At 63.0% G+C, this 19,475-nt stretch carries 18 protein-coding genes; 6 read left to right on the plus strand and 12 right to left on the minus strand.

Annotated features, from left to right (window positions below; genetic code table 11):
- The first annotated feature begins 164 nt into the window (after positions 1–164).
- Positions 165–1,346 (plus strand): acyltransferase family protein, encoded by a 1,182-nt coding sequence (locus tag JQ641_RS12965; RefSeq protein WP_211996341.1) that lies wholly within the window; start codon positions 165–167, stop codon positions 1,344–1,346.
- 133 nt (positions 1,347–1,479) lie between these two features.
- Here the strand turns inward: JQ641_RS12965 and purL are convergent, their stop codons facing one another.
- Positions 1,480–3,687 (minus strand): phosphoribosylformylglycinamidine synthase subunit PurL, encoded by a 2,208-nt coding sequence (purL, locus tag JQ641_RS12970; protein WP_211996342.1) that lies wholly within the window; start codon positions 3,685–3,687, stop codon positions 1,480–1,482.
- A gap of 160 nt (positions 3,688–3,847) precedes the next feature.
- On the opposite strand from purL, the gene JQ641_RS12975 reads away from it, so the two are divergent.
- Both JQ641_RS12975 and JQ641_RS12980 read left to right on the plus strand, forming a co-directional pair.
- Positions 3,848–4,336, plus strand: a complete 489-nt coding sequence (locus tag JQ641_RS12975; protein WP_211996343.1) for a PaaI family thioesterase — start codon at positions 3,848–3,850, stop codon at positions 4,334–4,336.
- Entirely contained in the window at positions 4,326–5,276 is a 951-nt protein-coding gene (locus tag JQ641_RS12980; protein ID WP_249150383.1) for a DMT family transporter, read from the plus strand. Before JQ641_RS12975 ends, JQ641_RS12980 begins: the two co-directional genes overlap by 11 nt.
- 24 nt (positions 5,277–5,300) lie before the next feature.
- Here the strand turns inward: JQ641_RS12980 and JQ641_RS12985 are convergent, their stop codons facing one another.
- The 4 genes from JQ641_RS12985 to purC are packed head-to-tail and all read right to left on the minus strand — an operon-like array spanning position 5,301 to position 7,991.
- Positions 5,301–6,266, minus strand: coding sequence for a tripartite tricarboxylate transporter substrate-binding protein (locus JQ641_RS12985; protein WP_211996344.1), 966 nt, complete (start codon positions 6,264–6,266; stop codon positions 5,301–5,303).
- Complete coding sequence (gene purQ, locus JQ641_RS12990) at positions 6,263–6,964, minus strand: phosphoribosylformylglycinamidine synthase subunit PurQ (protein ID WP_211996345.1); 702 nt, start codon at positions 6,962–6,964, stop codon at positions 6,263–6,265. The genes JQ641_RS12985 and purQ overlap by 4 nt, the downstream gene beginning before the upstream one ends.
- A 9-nt stretch (positions 6,965–6,973) precedes the next feature.
- On the minus strand, positions 6,974–7,213 hold the full coding sequence (purS, locus tag JQ641_RS12995) for a phosphoribosylformylglycinamidine synthase subunit PurS (protein WP_028349990.1): 240 nt from the start codon (positions 7,211–7,213) through the stop codon (positions 6,974–6,976).
- A gap of 10 nt (positions 7,214–7,223) precedes the next feature.
- Entirely contained in the window at positions 7,224–7,991 is a 768-nt protein-coding gene (purC, locus tag JQ641_RS13000) for a phosphoribosylaminoimidazolesuccinocarboxamide synthase (protein WP_171708996.1), read from the minus strand.
- A gap of 320 nt (positions 7,992–8,311) precedes the next feature.
- On the opposite strand from purC, the gene JQ641_RS13005 reads away from it, so the two are divergent.
- Complete coding sequence (locus JQ641_RS13005) at positions 8,312–8,635, plus strand: DUF1476 domain-containing protein (protein ID WP_211996346.1); 324 nt, start codon at positions 8,312–8,314, stop codon at positions 8,633–8,635.
- A gap of 94 nt (positions 8,636–8,729) precedes the next feature.
- Here the strand turns inward: JQ641_RS13005 and JQ641_RS13010 are convergent, their stop codons facing one another.
- Positions 8,730–9,638, minus strand: coding sequence for a LysR family transcriptional regulator (locus JQ641_RS13010; RefSeq protein ID WP_211996347.1), 909 nt, complete (start codon positions 9,636–9,638; stop codon positions 8,730–8,732).
- Positions 9,639–9,747: 109 nt separating this feature from the next.
- On the opposite strand from JQ641_RS13010, the gene JQ641_RS13015 reads away from it, so the two are divergent.
- The gene (locus JQ641_RS13015) at positions 9,748–10,566 is read left to right on the plus strand and encodes an isocitrate lyase/PEP mutase family protein (RefSeq protein WP_211996348.1); all 819 of its coding nucleotides are present in this window, start codon (positions 9,748–9,750) and stop codon (positions 10,564–10,566) included.
- 148 nt (positions 10,567–10,714) lie between these two features.
- On the opposite strand, the gene cynS is transcribed toward JQ641_RS13015, so the two are convergent.
- The 4 genes from cynS to JQ641_RS13035 form a co-directional block, all read right to left on the minus strand.
- A complete protein-coding gene (gene cynS / locus JQ641_RS13020; RefSeq protein WP_192734174.1) occupies positions 10,715–11,203 on the minus strand; it encodes a cyanase in 489 nt (162 codons plus the stop codon).
- Between the two features lie 20 nt (positions 11,204–11,223).
- Entirely contained in the window at positions 11,224–12,135 is a 912-nt protein-coding gene (locus JQ641_RS13025) for an ABC transporter ATP-binding protein (RefSeq protein ID WP_211996349.1), read from the minus strand.
- Between the two features lie 4 nt (positions 12,136–12,139).
- Complete coding sequence (ntrB, locus tag JQ641_RS13030) at positions 12,140–12,979, minus strand: nitrate ABC transporter permease (RefSeq protein ID WP_211996350.1); 840 nt, start codon at positions 12,977–12,979, stop codon at positions 12,140–12,142.
- A 166-nt stretch (positions 12,980–13,145) separates the two neighbouring features.
- Complete coding sequence (locus JQ641_RS13035; RefSeq protein WP_211996351.1) at positions 13,146–14,534, minus strand: CmpA/NrtA family ABC transporter substrate-binding protein; 1,389 nt, start codon at positions 14,532–14,534, stop codon at positions 13,146–13,148.
- A 167-nt stretch (positions 14,535–14,701) separates the two neighbouring features.
- Here JQ641_RS13035 and JQ641_RS13040 point away from each other — a divergent pair, with 167 nt between their 5' ends.
- Positions 14,702–16,645, plus strand: coding sequence for a sigma 54-interacting transcriptional regulator (locus JQ641_RS13040; protein WP_211996352.1), 1,944 nt, complete (start codon positions 14,702–14,704; stop codon positions 16,643–16,645).
- Positions 16,646–16,725: 80 nt separating this feature from the next.
- On the opposite strand, the gene JQ641_RS13045 is transcribed toward JQ641_RS13040, so the two are convergent.
- Both JQ641_RS13045 and JQ641_RS13050 read right to left on the minus strand, forming a co-directional pair.
- A complete protein-coding gene (locus JQ641_RS13045) occupies positions 16,726–17,991 on the minus strand; it encodes a tetratricopeptide repeat protein (RefSeq protein ID WP_349628548.1) in 1,266 nt (421 codons plus the stop codon).
- 166 nt (positions 17,992–18,157) lie between these two features.
- Complete coding sequence (locus tag JQ641_RS13050) at positions 18,158–19,369, minus strand: TrmJ/YjtD family RNA methyltransferase (RefSeq protein WP_211996419.1); 1,212 nt, start codon at positions 19,367–19,369, stop codon at positions 18,158–18,160.
- Between the last annotated feature and the right edge of the window lie 106 nt (positions 19,370–19,475).

Below are 19,475 nucleotides of genomic sequence, written 5' to 3' on the forward strand. Positions count from 1 at the left end.
CGCTTCTGCCGTGCGACGAAATTCCTGATCCCGTTCAGCCGCATGATCGCGACAGTTTTATCGAACGAGCGACGATGCCGCGCTGCGAGGTTTGACGATAGCCCTTGCTGAATCGGGTTCCAGGCTGCAACACTCCGGGCAAACAGCCTGGCCGGGAGGGGCGCATGACATCGATTTCCACCGTGGGCCATGCCGACGTTCAGACGGTCCCGAAAGTCAAAACGCGAAACCTTTCACTTGATCGCGCCCGCACTTTCCTGACGCTGGTGGTGCTGCTGCACCACGCCGTCATCCCGTACACTTACTACGGTCACACCGACCCGAAGTCATTCTTCGGCTTCGACATGATCGTGCTCGCCACCGACAGTTTCTTCATGGCGATGTTCTTTTTCCTGTCTGGCCTGTTCGCATGGTCCGGCATTGCGCGAAAGGGACCGCTGAATTATTTGCAGGATCGCCTGTTTCGGCTTGCCCTGCCCTTCGCGATCTGCGCGCTGACCGTCATTCCGATCGCCTATTACGCCATTTCCCTGCGTCAGCATCCCGAGGTCAGCTTCGCCTCATTCTGGTGGAAAACCGTCACGGTCGGACCCTGGCCGAGCGGACCGATCTGGTTCCTTTGGGTCTTGCTCGGCTTCGACCTGGTTGCCTGCCTGCTGTATCGGCTGTCACCCAACCTTCTCGATCCAATCAATCGCCTTTCGCTGCACGGCCGCCGCCGGCCCGCGGTATTCTTCGCGGTCATGCTTGCCGTCACCGCTGCGTTCTACATTCCCGGGCGGATTTACTACGGAGCAGGCAGCTGGTTCGAGTTCGGACCGTTTTCCGTCCAGCACGGGCGCGTGATGCTCTACGCAACCTACTTCTTTTTCGGCGCCGGCATCGGCGTTGCGATGATGGATCGCGGGCTGCTCGCGGCTGACGGCCGGATGGCGAAGGTCAGCTGGGATTGGATGATCCTGGCGATCGTTCCGTATTACCTCATGTGGGTGCTGATCTCCATCAAGCGCGAGAACCTGGGGAATCCAGCAGACCTACCCGACTGGTATGAAGGAGCCTATGCCGTCTGCTTCACTGTCTTCAGCGTGGCCATCCTGTTCCTGATCCTCGCCTATTTCCTGAGGTTCGCCAGCTCCGGCAAGAGCATACTCGATCCGATGCAGGCTGATGCCTACGGCATGTTCCTGGTGCACTATCCGATCGCGCTGTGGCTGCAGTATTGGCTGTTCGATTACAACATGCCTGCGACCGTGAAAGCCCCCATTGGATTCGTATTAACGGTCGCGTTCAGCTGGGCGCTGACGCGCGCGCTGCGACAGATTCCGGGTGCGAAGCGGGTGTTGTGACATCCGGCCGTCATTGCCTGCGACAAACGCAAAGCGTTTGCGCACGGGAGCGCAGCGACGAAGCAATCCATCTCTCGGCAAGCAGCGAAATGGATTGCTTCGCTTCGCTCGCAATGACGTGGAAAGAGCGGAGCTACGACGCCTTGCCGCTCATGTAGGCCGGCAGCCAGCTCTCGAACGCCGTGTTGAGCGACGTCACCGCGACCGGTGCTTCGCCGGCCACCGCGATTGCATCACCACCTGTCGTGCCGATCCGCACGCAGGGCACGCCGGCGCCCTTCATCTTCGCCAGCACCAGTCCGGCATCGGCCGCCGGCACCGTCACGATGTAGCGTGCCTGGTCCTCGCCGAACCAGTAGCCGTGCGGCACGATCGAGGCCGGCGCCGCCAATAGCTGCGCGCCGATGCCGCTCGCAATCGCCATCTCGGCGAGCGCGATCAGAAGTCCACCGTCGGAGATGTCATGCACCGCGGTTGCGGTGCCGGCGTGGATCATGCCGCGCACCACGTCGCCATTGCGCTTTTCGGCGGCGAGATCCACCGGCGGCGGAGCGCCCTCTTCGCGGCCACAGACGTCGCGCAGATAGACGGACTGTCCGAGCCAGCCCTGGGTGTCGCCGATCAACAGGATCGCCTCGCCTGCCGCCTTGAAGGCGAGCGTCGCGGACTTGGTGAAATCGTCGAGCAGCCCGACGCCGCCGATCGAGGGCGTCGGCAGGATGCCGCGGCCGTTGGTCTCGTTGTAGAGCGAGACATTGCCGGACACGACGGGGAAGTCGAGCGAACGACAGGCTTCCGCAATACCCTTCAGGCAGCCGACGAACTGGCCCATGATTTCGGGCCGTTCCGGATTGCCGAAATTCAGATTGTCGGTGATCGCGAGCGGCCGTCCGCCGACCGCCGTGATGTTGCGCCAGGCCTCTGCCACCGCCTGCTTGCCGCCTTCGAACGGGTCGGCCTCGCAATAACGCGGCGTCACGTCGACCGTGAGCGCAAGCCCCTTCGGTCCGTCCTGTACCCGTACGACGGCGGCATCGCCACCCGGGCGCTGCACCGTGTTGCCGAGGATGACGTGGTCGTACTGCTCCCAGACCCAGCGCCGCGAGCAGAGCTCGGGCGTCGCTATCAGCTTTTCCAGCGCCGCCGAAATGCCGATCGGCGGCTTGACGTCCTGCGCGCGCACCACCGGCAACGATGCGGATGCGACATGCGGCCGGTCGTACAGCGGCGCCTCGTCGCCCAATTCCTTGATCGGCAAATCGGCCATGACGTCGCCGCCATGCTTCACCACAAATCGCTTGCTCGGCGTGGTATAGCCGACGACGGCGAAATCGAGCCCCCATTTGCGGAAGATCGCCTCGGCCTCTTGTTCCTTCTCGGGCTTGAGCACCATGAGCATGCGCTCCTGGCTTTCCGAGAGCATCATCTCATAGGCGCTCATGCCGGTTTCGCGCGTCGGCACCGCGTCGAGATTGAGGTCGACGCCGAGATCGCCCTTGGCGCCCATCTCGACAGCCGAACAGGTCAGCCCGGCCGCGCCCATGTCCTGGATCGCGATCACGCAATCGGCTTCCATGATTTCGAGGCAGGCTTCCAGCAGCAGTTTTTCCGCGAAGGGATCGCCGACCTGCACTGTGGGGCGCTTCTCGGCGGAATCATCGTCGAATTCGGCCGACGCCATCGACGCGCCGTGAATGCCGTCGCGGCCGGTCTTGGATCCCAAATAGACGATCGGCATGTTTACGCCGGAGGCCGCCGCATAGAAGATCTTGTCGGTGTCGGCGAGGCCGACGGCCATCGCGTTGACCAGGATGTTGCCGTCATAGCGGGTGTGGAAACGCACCTGTCCGCCAACGGTCGGCACGCCGAACGAATTGCCGTAACCGCCGACGCCCGCAACCACGCCCGACACCAGATGGCGGGTCTTGGGATGTTCCGGCGCGCCAAAGGAAAGCGCATTGAGGCACGCAATCGGGCGCGCACCCATCGTAAACACGTCGCGCAAAATGCCGCCGACCCCGGTGGTCGCGCCCTGATAGGGCTCGATATAGCTCGGGTGGTTGTGGCTCTCCATCTTGAACACGACCGCCTGGCCGTCGCCGATGTCGATCACCCCGGCGTTCTCGCCGGGGCCCTGGATCACCCAAGGCGCCTTGGTCGGCAGGCCGCGCAGATGGATGCGCGAGGATTTGTACGAGCAGTGCTCGTTCCACATCGCGGAAAAAATCCCGAGTTCGGTGAAACTCGGCACCCGACCGATCAGCTTGAGGATGCGCTCATACTCGTCCGGCTTGAGACCATGGCTGGCGACGAGTTCGGGGGTGATCTGGGGCTCGTTCATGGGTCCCTTAATAGGAAGATCGGAGGGGCGCGAAAAGGCCTTTTAGGGGGCTTTTCAGCCCTGTCCAGAGCTTTGCAGAGGCCCATTCGGGATCGGCGTTTGCACATCCCGGCAGGATCGGATTTAAGAACCGGAACCGTGCAATTAAAGGCCAGATTCCGTGAACGAACTCACCAAGCCCGCCGTCCGTCAGCGTCCCGATATCCACGTCGAAACCGAGGGCGAATTCGCCGGCTGGCGCACCTGGACCCGCGACAGTTTCGAGACCCATAACGGCCCGTTCTGGCACCGGGTCGAGGAAGACGGCCGGGTCCGCAGCGCGTTCCGGGTCGAGAAAAAGCACCTCAACGGCATGAACAACGTCCATGGCGGCTGCTTCATGACGTTTGCGGATTACTGCCTGTTCGCGCTGGCCTCGCCGGTACTGCAGGGGCCGGGCGTGACGGTAGCTTTTGGCTGCGAATTCCTCGATGCGGCACGCGAAGGCGAACTGATCGAGTGCGAGGGCGAGATCACCCGCGCCGGCGGCTCCCTGATCTTCCTGCGCGGGGTGCTGAAATCGGGCGGGCGGTCGCTGTTCACCTTTTCCGGCACCATCAAGCGGGTGAAGCGGAAGCCGCCGACGGACGCAGGCGCCGTTGCCACCTAGCATTCCCTCGGGGAAGCACAGCTGGCGCGATTATGCCTTGCTGCTGGCGCTAGCGTGCTGCTGGAGTTCGACGTATCCGCTGACCAAGATCGGCCTCGGCTCGATCCCGCCGATCACCTTCATCTCGGCCCGTTCGCTGATCGCGGCCGCATTCCTTCTCGTCATCCTGTACGCGCGCGGATTGCGTCTCCCGATCGATGCCAAGGCCTGGAAGCTGTTCGCCTTCCAGCAGAGCATCAACTCGACCATCCCGTTTTTGATGATCACCTGGGCGCAGCAATATGTGCCGGCGTCGAGCGCCGTGGTGCTGGCCTCGACGACGCCTATTTTTGCCTTCCTCATCACCTGGGGCATCACCCGGCACGAGCCGGCGACGCTGTTGAAGCTGGTTGGCGCCATCCTCGGCCTCGCCGGAACGGCCGCGATCATCGGGCTCGACGCGCTCGGCGGCCTTAGCAAGGACGTGTTCGCCGAAATCGTCATCCTCGTCGCCACCCTCTCCTTTGCCTGCGCCACCATCTTCGGATTGCGGCTGACCGATTACGATCCGATGGTGGTGGCGGCGGGCTCACTGCTGTTCGGCGGCTTCGTGCTGCTGCCGGCATCGCTGATCGTCGATCACCCCTGGACCTTGCAGCCGACGGCGGAAGCTTTGGCGGCGACCCTCGCAATGGGCATCTTCTCGAGCGCGTTCGGGCTGATGCTGTTTTACATGTGCCTGAGCCGGCTCGGCACCCTCACCACCAACGCGCAAGGTTATCTGCGCATACCGATCGGCGTCGGTCTTTCGGTGCTGCTGCTCGGTGAATCCGTGCCGGCGAACCTCGCGCTTGGACTGATACTGGTCATGGCCGGCGTCGCCGCGATGACCATTCCCGGCGATCGCTATGGCAAGTGGATCGACCGGCTGCGCGGCAGATCGAAGGCCCGGCAACCTTGACGGAACGTCGAAGGGGATGGCCGCCTATTTCTTCTCTTCCAGCAGCTTGCGGTACTTCTCGACGTCGCGCGTCACGAGTTGCTGCAGCACTTCGGGGGTATGCTCATTGGCGTCGGGCGCAACGGTCGAGAGATCGTGAAAGCGCTTTTTGACGGCATCGCTCTCCACCGCGCTCTTCGCCGCCGCGTTCAATTTCGCGATGATCGCCGGCGGCGTGCCTTTTGGGGCGAACAGGCCGTTCCAGCCTTGCGCCTCGAATTCGGGAAGCCCCGCTTCCGCGGACGTCGGCAGCTCCGGCAAGGTCGCGAGCCGCACCGTCGAGCCGACCACCATTGCCTTGACGAGCTTGTCGTCGATCGCCTGCGACACGGACGCCGCGGCATCGCAGACGCCATCGATCTGGCCGCCGATCGCATCCGTCAGCGCGGGCGCCGCGCCACGATAGCCGACCAGCGTGACATCGATGCCGGCGGCCTGCACAAAGCTCTTGCAGATCAGGAAATTCGACGAGCCGACGCCGGCATGTCCGAGATTGATCTTGCCGGGATTTTTCTTAGCAAAGGCGATGAATTCCTGAAGATTCTTGGCCGGAAAATCCTTGCGCAGCGCGACGATGCCGAAGGTCTTCGCCACCATCGCGATCGGCACGAAGGAGTCCGGCGTGAACGACAGTTTCGGATAGATCGTATAGGTCGCAGCGCTGGTGCCGGCATTGCCGATCGCGATGGCGTAACCATCGGCCTCAGCACGCGCCGCCCGCGCCAGCGCGATCGAGCCGCCGGCGCCTACGATATTCTCGATCACGATCGGCTGTCCGAGCGATTTCGCCATCTCCTCGGCGACCACGCGCGCAATCACGTCCGAAGTGCCGCCGGCCGCGAACGGCACGATCATGGTGACGGGACGTTTTGGGTAATCCTGCGCGTGGGCGGCGGTGGCGAACGACAGCGTCAAAAGCGCCGCGGCCAGTTTCACCGCAAGAGAACTCACGCCGCTTTTTCCAGATGCGCGACGAGGCCGGCGAACAGGCCACGACCGTCGGTGCAGCCCATGATGTCCTCGACGTGGTTTTCCGGATGCGGCATCATGCCGAGCACATTGCCGCGCTCGCTGACGATGCCGGCGATCGATTCCGCGGCACCATTGATGTTGGAACTCTCGTCGACGACCCCCTCGGCCGAGCAATAGCGATAGAGCACCCGCCCCTCGCCTTCGAGGCGCTTGACCGTCTCTTCATCGGCCTCGTAATTGCCTTCGCCATGCGCCACCGGCACCCGGATGACCTGGCCGGCATTGTAGCCGCGCGTAAACGGCGTATCGGAGCGTTCGACGCGCAGGTGCACATCCTTGCAGATGAATTTCAGCCGCGAATTGCGCATCAGCACGCCCGGCAGAAGGCCGGCTTCGCAGAGGATCTGAAAACCGTTGCAGACGCCGAGCACGAGGCCGCCACTAGCCGCAAAATCCCGCACCGCGTCCATGACAGGCGCACGCGCCGCAATCGCGCCGCAGCGCAGATAGTCGCCGTAGGAAAATCCGCCGGGCACCACCACGAGATCGGTGCCCTTGGGCAGCGCAGTCTCGGCATGCCAGACCATCACGGCCTCATTGCCCGATGCGAGTTTGAGCGCCCGCGCCATGTCGCGCTCGCGATTGATGCCAGGAAAGACGAGAACGGCTGATTTCATTGCTAGCGCCTAGAGCAGTTCGACCCGGTAGTTCTCGATCACGGTGTTCGCCAGCAGCTTGTCAGCGGCGTCTTTCAACGCCGCCTCGGCCTTGGCCTTGTCCGAGCCTGACAGTTCGATGTCGAACACCTTGCCCTGACGGACGCTGGCGACACCGTCGACGCCGAGCGATTTCAGCGCGCCTTCGATGGCCTTGCCCTGCGGATCGAGAATGCCGGACTTCAAGGTAACGGTAACACGTGCTTTCACGGGATCAGCCTCAGCTCTTCACCAGCACCGGGCCTGTGCCGGCCGGACGCTCGTTCTCCATCAGAATGCCCAGACGCTTCGCGACCTCGGTATAGGCCTCCAGGAGACCACCGAGATCCCTGCGGAAACGATCCTTGTCGAGCTTCTCGTTCGACTTGATGTCCCACAGCCGGCATGAGTCGGGCGAAATCTCGTCGGCGACGATGATCCGCATCATTTCGTTCTCGAACAGGCGGCCACATTCCATCTTGAAATCGACCAGACGGATGCCGATGCCCAGAAACAGCCCGGTCAGGAAGTCGTTGACGCGGATGGCGAGCGCCATGATGTCGTCGATTTCCTGCGGCGTCGCCCAGCCGAACGCGGTGATGTGCTCTTCGGAGACCATCGGATCGTTGAGCTGGTCGTTCTTGTAATAAAACTCGATGATCGAGCGCGGCAGCTGGGTGCCTTCCTCGATGCCGAGGCGCTGCGACAGCGATCCCGCCGCCACGTTCCGCACCACCACCTCCAGCGGCACGATCTCGACCTCGCGAATCAGCTGCTCGCGCATGTTGAGGCGGCGGATGAAATGGGTCGGCACCCCGATGTCGTTGAGGTGCTGAAACAGGTACTCCGAAATCCGGTTGTTGAGGACACCCTTGCCCTCGATCACCTGGTGTTTCTTGGCATTGAACGCGGTCGCATCGTCCTTGAAGTGCTGGATCAGGGTTCCCGGCTCCGGGCCTTCATACAGGACCTTGGCCTTGCCTTCATAAATGCGGCGTCGACGGCTCATAGGGATGTACCGTGTTTTGTTGAAATCCATGAATTTGGTGTGCTCCGGATGACAAGGGTTTACGACCACGACGGAGCTGCCGTGAAGGCCAGGAACCTGATCTTAACCATCTGGAAACAGAACAAGAACCAAGCCTGTTGGCAACCTATCCGATTGGCCTATCCAGCACAATCGACACGGCCCAATTGGGCCCAACTTATACCTGTAGACTGCGGCTTAACGGCCCGTTGTTTTGCCGATTCGCCCCCTCTATCTAGGTAGGCGACGGGGCCGCCACAACGCGGCCCCCGCGTGCATCTGGCAGGGATTGGAACTCAAAAATGAGCACTTTCGACAAGCGCGAAGAAGGTTTCGAGAAGAAATTCGCTCTCGATGCAGACCAGAAGTTCAAGGCCGAGGCGCGCCGCAACCGGCTGCTCGGAACCTGGGTCGCAGAAAAGCTCGGAATTACCGGCGACGCCGCCACCGCCTACGCCAAGGAAGTGGTCGCCGCCGATTTCGAGGAAGCCGGCGATTCCGACGTCCTTCGCAAGGTGATGGCCGATATCAAGGCCAAGGGCGTCGCCCTCACCGAGCAGGAAATCCGCGCCAAGATGGACGAGTTGATGGCAACCGCCGTCGCCCAGGTGAAGGCGGGAACGTGACACGCAGTGTCATTCCGGGGCGCGCGTAGCGCGAACCCGGAATCTCGAGATTCCGGGTCTGGTCCTAACGGACCATCCCGGAATGACTGTGCGGTTACCGCTTCGGCGCTTTCGCTCGGCCATATTCCGCCCGGACAATCTCCAAGAACCGCCGCGACGCCGCGCTGAGGAAGCCGCCGCGGCGGGTCACCGTCACGACGTCCTGGCTTGCCTTGAGATCCCCGACGCGGATGGTCGCGATCGAGCCGTATTTCAGTTCTTCGGCAGCGTTGCTCTCCGAGAGCAATGCGATGCCAAGGCCGGCTTCGACCAGACGTTTCTGCGCGGTGAGGCTGTCGACCGGCGTCCAGCCGACCTCCCCCAAGCCATGGGTTTGAAACAGCGCAAACACATGTGACGCCGTGATCTCGCGCCGCCGCGGCAGTACCGGAAACGCGATCCAGCGTTCGCCGCGCAAATCGGCCAGTTTCGCGACCCGGCCGCCAGCACGCGGGTGATCGGCGGCGCACACGACCTGCAGCCGTTCGGCTTGCAGCAATTCGCAATCGAGATCGCGCGAGCCGTCGCGATCGTAGCGCAGCCCGATGGTCGCCTCGCCGCGCCGGATCAGGTCGCTGACCTCCGCGCTGGTCGCGGTGCGTAAAGTCAATTCGACACCGGGATGTTCGGCGGCAAACCGCTTGAGGATTTCGGACAGCCTGCCGCCCGCCAGCGTGCCGACCACGGCGAGTGCGACCGGCCCCGAATCCGGCCGCGCCAGTGCGCGCACCGCATCCTGCGCGGCGGCGACCGCGCGCTCGGCATACGGCACCATCACCCGCCCCGCATCGCTCAGCATCGTCCGTCCCGCGATCCGCTCGAACAAGGGCACGCCGAGTTCCTGCTCCAGGAGCGCGATACGCCGGGATATCGCCGGCTGCGAACGGTGCAGCGCCTTGGCGGCGCTCGAGATTCCACCGCGGCGGTGAACCGTCAGGAAAGTGCTGAGCGCATCGCTGTCCATTTCCGGTCCATGCAAAAAGCTGATGATATGAAGAGGAATAACAAGTTAGGCTGATGGGCGGAAGCCCCCTATGTTTGGCCGCGAACCAACCAATTGAGGGAAACGAGCGATGCGCAGCCAGATGGAAAAAGCCGAACTGTTCCGCGCCCTGCACGCGCGGCCCGGCGCCTTCATCATCCCCAATCCATGGGACGCCGGCACCGCCAAGCTGCTCGCCGCGATGGGTTTTGAGGCGCTTGCGACCACGAGCCTCGGGCTTGCCAACACGCTCGGCAGCGCCACCGTCAGCCTCGATGCCATTATCGACAATTGCCGCGCCATTGCCGACGCGACCGACCTGCCCGTCAATGCGGATCTGGAGAATTGCGGCGCGGATGATCCGAAGACCGCCGCCAAGGCCATTGCGCGCGCGGCCGAAGCCGGCGTGGTCGGCGGCTCGATCGAGGATTCAACCGGCGATCCCACGCGGCCGATCTACGATTTCGCGCTCGCCGTCGAGCGGGTGCATGCGGCGGTCGAGGCCGCCCGCGCGCTGCCTTTCCCGTTCACATTGACGGCGCGGGCCGAGAACCTGCTGCACGGCCGCAACGATCTCGACGACACTATCAAGCGCTTGCAGGCGTTCGAAGCCGCCGGCGCCGACGTGCTGTATTCGCCCGGCGTGCACGACATCGACACCATCCGCACGGTCGTATCGTCGGTCGGAAAACCCTTCAACCTGGTGATGGGTTTTGCCGATCCGACATTGACCGTGCCGCAGATTGCCGCCGCCGGCGTCAAGCGCATCAGCGTCGGCGGCGCGATGGCGCGGGTGGCGCTCGCCGCTTTCCTGAAATGCGCCCGCGAAATGAAGGATCAGGGCGCATTCACCTATGTGCGCGAGATGGCGCCGATCAAGGAAGTGAGGGCGGCGTTCGCGGCGGTTTAGGGGATGGCGCGACCAAGGTGCAGGCCACGAGGACAGGTCCTCACCCTGAGGAGCGGCGTCTTCGCCGCGTCTCGAAGGGTGAGCCTACCAGCTCATGGTTCGAGACGCGCGCAAGAGCGCGCTCCTCACCATGAGGTCCTCCGTTCCCTTACCCCTCCTTGAAGCCATATTCGGGCACATTGCCGCTGGCGCCGTAATATTTGTACGGCAGGAATTTTCCGGACATCGTGATCTTGACGCGGTCGCCCTTGGGATTGGCGACGCGCTCCATCGCCATGTCGAAGTCGATCGCCGACATGATGCCGTCGCCGAATTCCTCCTCGATCAACGCCTTCCACGCCGGGCCGTTGACCAGCACCATTTCGTAGAAGCGATAGATCAAGGGATCGGTCGGCGGCATCGGCGTGCCGGTGCCGCGCATCGGCACCTCGTTCAACATCGCGGTCTCGGATTTCGAAAGGCCGAACAATTCAGCCGCGTTCGCCGCCTGCGGTTTTGTCAGCTTCATCTGGCCGAGGATGGCGCCGACGATCAGCACCTCGGAGTAGCCGCCGATCTGTTCGCAGATGTGCTTCCAGCTCCAGCCCTTCTCGCGCTTGATGTCGAGCAGCTTTTCGGTGAGGTCTTCGCGTTTCATGTCTCGTCTCCTGGTGAATGTTAGCGCGCGATCGTCTGCGGTGAATCGGTCTCGATCATTTTCGGCGAGGCAACGATGGTAGGTTCGCTCAAGCCCGGCCGCACGATCGGCACGTTGCGCGGATCGTGGTTGGTTACAGTGGCCGCAAAGGTCTTGCTGCGGCTGACCAGGAAATCGACGATGTGGTTGCGCAGCGCGTAGTAATAGGGATGGCGGTGCAGATCGATGCGGCCGCGGTCCTTGGGCAGCGGATTTTCCACGATTTCCGCCAGCACCGCGCCCGGGCCGTTGGTCATCAGGAAAATCTTGTCGGCGAGATAGATTGCTTCATCCACGTCATGCGTGATCATGAACGCGGTCTGCCCGGTCTCCAGGCAGATGCGGCGCACCTCGTCCTGCAGCGTACCGCGCGTCAGCGCATCGAGCGCCGAGAACGGCTCGTCCATCAGCATGATTTTTGGCGTGATCGAAAGCGCCCGCGCGATGCCGACACGCTGCTTCATGCCGCCAGACAATTCCGACGGGCGCTTGTGCTCGGAGCCGGTCAACCCGACCAGATCGATGAACTTCTGCGCATGCGCCTTCACTTTGGCGCGGTCCCAGTCGCGCCATTTCGAGGTGACGGCATAGGAGACATTGCCGAGCACCGTGCGCCACGGCAGCAGCGCGTGGCTCTGGAAGATCACGGCGCGGTCGAGGCTGGTGCCTTCGATCGCCTGCCCGTCGACGATGACGGCGCCTTCGCTGGGCTCGTCGAGGCCGGCGAGGATGTTGAGCACCGTGGTCTTGCCGCAGCCGGAATGTCCGATCACGCAGCCGAACTCGCCGCGCGCCATCGACAGCCAGAGATCCTCGAACACGCTGATCTGGCCGCCATCGGCGCCGGGATAACGCCGCGCGATACCTTCGATCGAGATGAATTTGTCGGTCATCGCTCTACTCCGGGAACGTGACCATGCGCGTAAACCGCGCAAGGATCTGGTCGAGCAGCATGCCGACGATGCCGATCAGCAGGATGGCGATGATGACGTTGGTGATCGAGAGGTTGTTCCACTCGTTCCAGACGAAGTAGCCGATGCCGGTGCCGCCAACCAGCATCTCGGCCGCGACGATCACGAGCCAGGCGATACCGATCGAGATCCGCATGCCCGTGAGAATGGTCGGGGCCGCCGCCGGCAGGATCACCGTGAAGGCGCGGCGCACAGTCCCGACTTCGAGCGTGCGGGCGACGTTGATCCATTCCTTGCGCACGGCGGCGACGCCAAAGCTGGTGTTGAGCAGCATCGGCCATACCGAGCAAATGAAGATCACGAAGATCGCGGAAATGCTGGAATCCTTGATGGTGTAGAGCGCGAGCGGCATCCAGGCCAGCGGCGAGATCGGCTTCAGCACCTGGATGAACGGGTCGAGCGCCTTGCTGAACAGCGGCGACATCCCGATCAGGAAGCCGAGCGGTATCGCGACGATCACAGCCAGGAAATATCCAAGGGCGACGCGGGCGATGGAATAGCCGAGCTGTATACCGAGGCCCTTGTCGTTCGGCCCGTTATCGTAGAACGGGCTCTTCAGATGCTCCCACAGCTTCGCGCCGACATCGAGCGGTCCCGGCATCGCCGACTTGCCGGCGGTCGCGGTCAGGCCCATCAGCTTGGCATATTCCGGCGTCATGTTGGCGACGGTGCCGGTGCCGCGCGTCGAAATGTGCCAGATGCCGAGGAACGCGGCGAACAGCGCGATCGACACGATCGCCGCGCGGAGACGCAAGGAGGAGGTCATCGGGCAAGACCTCTCAGCACGTCGTCCCGGCGAACGCCGGGACCCATACTCCGCGGCGGTAATAATGAAAGAAGGTCGCTGACATCACGCCCAATCCAGACGACACGGCGTATGGGTCCCGGCCTTCGCCGGGACGACAGCGGCAAATGTAGTTGCACCCCCGCCATCAGCTCGCCTTCCTGATCTTGAAGCTGGCGAGGTAATCCTCGGGCTTAGCCGGATCGAAGGTCTTGCCCATCACCGAAAAACTCTTGGTGGTGGTGGTCGGCGGCGTCAGCCCCGCCTCTTTCATCAGCCTTGCGGCGTCGGTGGCGAGATAGACCTGCGCGGCGATGCCGGCATAGTCGACGTCGCCCTTGAGCTGCCCCCAACGCTTCATCTGCGTCATGATCCAGATCGCAAAGGACTGCCACGGGAACGGATCGAAATCGACACGGTTCGGCTGCTTGACGACATTGCCGAGGCCATCAGCAAACGTGCCGGTGAGAATCTGCTCCAGCACGATCTGCGGCTGGTTCAAATAATTCGCGGGTGCGATGGCCTCCGCGATCTGCTTGCGGTTCTCGGCCTTGTGCGCAAACGCGGTGGCCTCGATGATCGATTTGAGCAGCGCGCTATAGGTGTTCGGCATCGAGGTGATGAATTCCTTCGATGCGGCAAAGGCGCAGCAGGGATGCCCCTCCCAGATATCCTTGGTCAGGATGTGGATGAAGCCGACGCCGTCATAGACCGCGCGCTGGTTCATCGGATCGGGGCCGAGGAAGCCGTCGATATTGTCGGCGCGCAGGTTGGCGACCATTTCCGGCGGCGGCACGGCGCGGATCTGCACGTCGGCATCCGGGTCGATGCCGTGCTCGGCGAGATAATAGCGCAGCAGGTAATTGTGCATGGAGTAGTCGAACGGGACGGCGAACTTAAAGCCCTTCCAGGTCTTCGGATCGCGCTTGTCCTTGTGTTTGACCGCGAGCGTGATCGCCTGGCCGTTGATGTTCTCGACCGCCGGCATGGTGTAGGGCAGCGGGTTGGAGCCGACGCCCATGGTGATCGCGAGCGGCATCGGCGACAGCATGTGGGCTGCGTCATATTCCTTGTTGATGGTCTTGTCGCGGATGACGGCCCAGCCGGCGGTCTTGATGACTTCGACGTTGAGGCCGTTCTTGGAATAAAACCCCATCGGCGCTGCCATGATGATCGGCGTCGCGCAGGTGATCGGAATGAAGCCGACCTTGAGGTCCTTCTTTTCCAGCGGCCCGCCCTGGGCGAAAGCCTCGGTCGCGGTCTTCAGCGGGAAGAATTGCGACAGCGCGGCAGCGGCGGTCGCCGCACCCACCGACTTCAGGAAGGCGCGGCGCGCCACATCCTGCGGAAACATCGCGCGCATCACGGCGGATGCGACCACGTTCTCAAACCGCGCCTCGTCGGAAGCCGCCACCGTCGGCTGCAGCGCAGACTGGGGGTCGGCGTCATGTTCGGCATCGCTAACGTGCCTGCCGCAGCTGCAACCCTGGGCATGGAGTCGGCGGGCGGGATCGAACGGATTGTCGAACGTGGACATGAAACCTCCTGCGTGACGCTGAGGTCATTTACGCAAGGAGTGTGCCAGCCCTATCCGGTCGCGTTTGCCGAATTAATGCAGCTATTTAGCTGGATTGTTGATGGTTACGAGAATTCGTGATACACGAAAATTCGTAGTCAAATTACGAATTTTCGGAGTTTGTAAGCATGGAAACGACGCCGCATTTGCATGCCGCGACGCCGCGCGATTCTGATCTGCGTACCCTCACCTTCGACTATCTGGTCGAGCCGACACTGCTGCTCGACCCCGACAGCGACGAGATCATCGATGCCAATCCCGCCGCCTGCACCCTGCTCGGCTACGACCGCACGCTGCTGCGGGAAACCAAATTCAGCGCGCTGCATGCCGGACAAGTGCCTGCGCTGATCGTGTTCAGCCAGGCCGTGCTCGACAAGGGCGCCTACTGGACCAACGCGCTGACGCCGCGCCACGCCACCAGCCAGAAGCTGCGGCTGGAATATACGGGATCGATGGTGCCGCATGATGGACGCGCGCTGATCCTGCTCACGATGAGCGACCTCGAACAGCGCCGCCGCCGCTATGTCGACGCCACCGCCGAGGACCACATGCGCGGCGGGCTCGCCGCCTGGCAGCGCGTCGAACGCGTGTTCCAGGACATCGAGCGCGAGAACCAGTTGATCCTGCGCGCCGCCGGCGAAGGCATCTACGGCGTCAATGCCGAGGGCAAGACCACCTTCGTCAATCCGGCCGCAGAAAGGATGCTGGGGTGGAGCGCCGAGGAACTGGTCGGCAAGGCCATTCATCCGATCGTCCACCACAGCCATCACGACGGCAGTCATTACCCCGATGAGGATTGTCCGATCTATGCGGCGTTCCGCGACGGCGCGATCCACAACGTCGATGGTGAGGTGTTCTGGCGCAAGAACGGCTCGCCTGTCTGGGTCGAGTACACATCGACGCCGATCCGCGACCGCGGCACGGTGGTGGGCGCCGTGATCGTGTTTCGCGACGTCAGCCACCGCCGCGAGGCGGACGAAAAACTGCACGCCGCGCTTGCCGAAGTCGACCGGCTGCGCGAGCGGCTGGAGCTGGAAAACGCCTATCTGCAAGAAGAAATCCGGATCGAGACCAACCCGCGCGGCATCATCGGCCAGAGCGAAGCGATCCAGAAGACGCTGCGCCAGGTCAAACTGGTCGCACCGACCACCGCCGCCGTCATGATCACCGGCGAGTCCGGCACCGGCAAGGAACTGATCGCGCGCGCCATTCATGAGGCGAGCACCCGCCGCGACCGGCCGCTGATCCGCGTCAATTGCGCGGCGATCCCGCGCGAATTGTTCGAGAGCGAATTCTTCGGGCACGTCAAAGGCGCCTTCACCGGCGCGGTGCGCGACCGCATTGGCCGGTTCGAGCTCGCCGATGGCGGCACGCTGTTTCTCGACGAGGTCGGCGAAATCCCGCTGGAGCTGCAAGGCAAGCTGCTGCGCGTGCTGCAGGAGGGTAATTTCGAGCGCGTCGGCGAGGAGCGCACCCGCACCGTCGATGTGCGCGTGATCGCCGCCACCAACCGGAACCTGAAGCAGGAAGTGCAGCGCGGCCGGTTTCGCGAGGATCTGTATTTCCGGCTCAACGTGTTTCCGGTGGAATCGGTGCCGCTGCGCGACCGCCGCGAAGACATTCCGCTGCTGGCCCAGCATTTTCTGATGAGCGAGAGCAACGAGCTGAAGTCCGATCTGCGGCTGTCGGAAGGCGACGCGCGGCGGCTGCAGCGTTACGACTGGCCCGGCAATGTCCGCGAACTGCAGAACGTGATCGAGCGCGCGGCGATCCTTTCGCAGAACGGACGGTTGCGGATCGATCTGCCGGATAATGTCGGCGCGCATTCACCGGCCAGCGCCAGCCGCCAGAAGAGCGACGTGCGGCCGGCCGTCATGACGTCAGCCGAAATGCGCGATCACGAGCGCGCCAACATTCTCGCCGCCCTTGCCGCCAGCAACGGCAAGGTGTTCGGCGCAGGCGGCGCCGCCGCGATGCTGGACCTCAAGCCGACCACGCTGGCCTCGCGCATGAAGGCGCTCGGGATTTCGGCTCCGCGGGCAAGGCCCGCGGCGTTTACGATGACTTCCTGATCTTGAAGCTCGCGAGATAATCCTCCGGCCTGGCGGCACCAGCTAGTGGCGGTCTAGATTGCGGGTAAGTTGAGCACCAGTCACGGGGCCGTCCCGATTGCTTTGAGCTCGGCGTGGGCGGCTTGCCACTCAATGAAGTCCTTAGGGCATTCAGCGGCGGCGAACTGGAAAAGCCGCTTGGCCTCTTCTCTCGCCCCTCGCAGCAGTGCCAATTCGCCCGAATAGAAGTTTGCTTCGCAGACCTGTTCTCTTTTTTTCCGAGCCTTGGCGTCGTCCGCGGCTGCAAGTACAGCCTCCGGCTCCATCTCGCCCAGAAACAGACGGACGATCGGAGCCGGCCATCGCGACATGTCTAGGTGCCTGACGGTCTCATCAAGCTGGCTCGGTTGGCCGCTCTTCTGTCGCACGAGATCAAGCCACAGCTGCGTATAGGGATCCTTCTGATTGAGCTGGTACGCTCGGCCGAGATCATCGAAGGCTTCCGACAACATCCCGGCCTGAAAGTGGATGACCCCTCTCCAGCGATGGGGATGGAAATCGTTCGGGGCAAGTTCGATTGCCTGCTTGATACTGGACAGCGCTTGTTCGAGGTCGCCTCGGGCGCCAAGGACGTTGGCACGGAAAGCATAGGACCGGGCATCCCTTGGATTGAGCTGGATGGCCTGATTGAAATCGGCCAATGCAAGGTCAACGTTGCCGTTGGTCATGTAAGCTTGGCCGCGGCAATATCGTCCGATGTGGTGTTCCGGGCTGATCGCAATCGCACGATTGCAGTCGGCCGTGGCGCGGTCCGGCTCGTCCTTGAGAGTGTAGGCGTAGGCACGGTTGACAAATGCGGTGAAATTTTCGGGATGAAGCTGAAGGACGCGGCCATAGTCGGCGATCGCGCCGTCAATGTCTCCCTTGGCCAGGTAGGCGCCAGCCCGTCCCAGATATCCGTAAACCTCTTTTGGATTAAGTTCGACGGCCTTCGTGTAATCGGCGAACGCTGCGTCCAGGTCGCGCTTCTGGCTGTATACAGATGCTCTGGCAAGACGGGCATTCAGATTATTCGGATCGCGTTCGATGATCTGATCGTAGTCAGCGATCGCCCGGTCCACCTCACCCTTCTGCAGATAAAACCCGGCGCGTCGAAGGCGCGCCATCGCACTTTGCACCGCAGCCGTTGCCATTTCTATCACGGCCGTGCAACCCGCGATCCGATCGTCCAGGCTGATGTTTCCAGTGGCGTGGCACTTCGTCGCCAGTTGGGATTGTGCCAGCGCAGTCGAAATCGACGCAGGCGACGCACCCATCAACATCATCAACGTCGCAGCAGCGAACGCGCCCCAACCTTGTTTCGTCACGTCATCCCCCAACACTCCCCTGAACATATTACTTGGGCTCACGCCCGCGCCACAACTCGTCGTTGCATGGCAGGTGTCGCGGGGGTGCCGCTTCCGCTCCACCCGTCCTATCTTTGCATGGGGTTGTTTTCGCGATTTTTGTTGCTGGACCCCCGGTCCGGGATCATTAGCCCGCCTGCCGAAGGCTCGCCTCCAGCCGCCCGAGTTCGGCCTCCAGGTCCCGCTCCACATCCGCCACCCGCATCTCGACCACCCGGTAGTCGCGCGCCTCGAGCCAGCTCCGCCGAGCGGCGCGGTCGGCGACGATCGACTCAGACTCTGACGGGTTGACCAGCTCGATCGCGATCCGGTGCACGAAGGAGACGAAGTCCGGGATGTGGCGGCCGATCGGGGTCTGGCGTTTGAACTGGCCGGCGAAGCGGCGGTCGCGGGTCAGCGCCTGCCACAGCATCCGCTCGGCGTCGGTCGGGTTGCGGCGCAGCAACCGGGCCAGCCCGCGGACGGTTCCGCCGCTGTCCGACGGCGAAGCGGCCTGGCCATGCTCAGCCAGCAGGGCGCGCAACCGGGTCGCCTGTTCGCCGTCGAGCACGCCGCCCTTGGCCGGACCCTTGCGCCCCTCGGCGATCGCCATGACAACCCCGTGGAGGGTGTGCATGTCCTGCTTGGTCGGGTCCATCCGGGTGAAGATGTTGCGCATGTTGACCAGCATGGTCTCGCGCTTCTCGGGCGGGCGCAGGAACTCGACCCGGTCGAGCTCCCGGACGAGGTTGTCGAAGAAGGCCTGCATCTGGTGCTGGGACGCCGGCTCGGACCGTTCGGGCATCGCGAAAGGCAGCGCCCCGCCGGTCGACAGCTTGAACCACTCGTAGCCGATCAAGAGCACCGCCTGCGCCAGATTGAGGGAGGCGAAACCGGGGTTGACCGGGAAGGTGATGATCCGGTTGGCGAGTGCCACCTCCTCGTTCTGGAGTCCGTAGCGCTCGCGGCCGAACATGATGCCGACTCCGCCAGCGACCCCGTTGGCAACATGAGCGACAATCTCGGCCGCGGCATCTGATGGTGCGACCACCGGCTTGGCCTGGTCGTGAGCGCGGGCGGTGGTCGCAAACAACAGCGTCAGATCCGCGACCGCCTGCTCGACGGTCTCGAACAATTCGGCGCGTTCCAGAATCTGGTCGGCACCCGCCGCAGCGCGTTGCGCCGCGATGTTCGGCCAGCCGTCGCGCGGATTCACGATTCTTAAACGGGAAAGAGCGAAGTTGCCCATCGCTCGCGCGGCCATGCCGATATTCTCGCCGAGCTGTGGCTCGACAAGGATCACAACAGGTCCAGCTAAGTCCAAACCAGACTTGGTTTTATCGGTCCCAGACCCGGACATTTCTCGCGTCGCTTTCTGATTCGAGTTCGGAAGCTGATTCAACTTCTGAAGGTTTTGAATCAGGATGCGAAGCTCCTGATTCAAAACCTCATTCCATGTTTCGATG

The sequence above is a fragment of the Bradyrhizobium sp. JYMT SZCCT0180 genome, assembly GCF_018130165.1.
Taxonomy (GTDB): domain Bacteria; phylum Pseudomonadota; class Alphaproteobacteria; order Rhizobiales; family Xanthobacteraceae; genus Bradyrhizobium.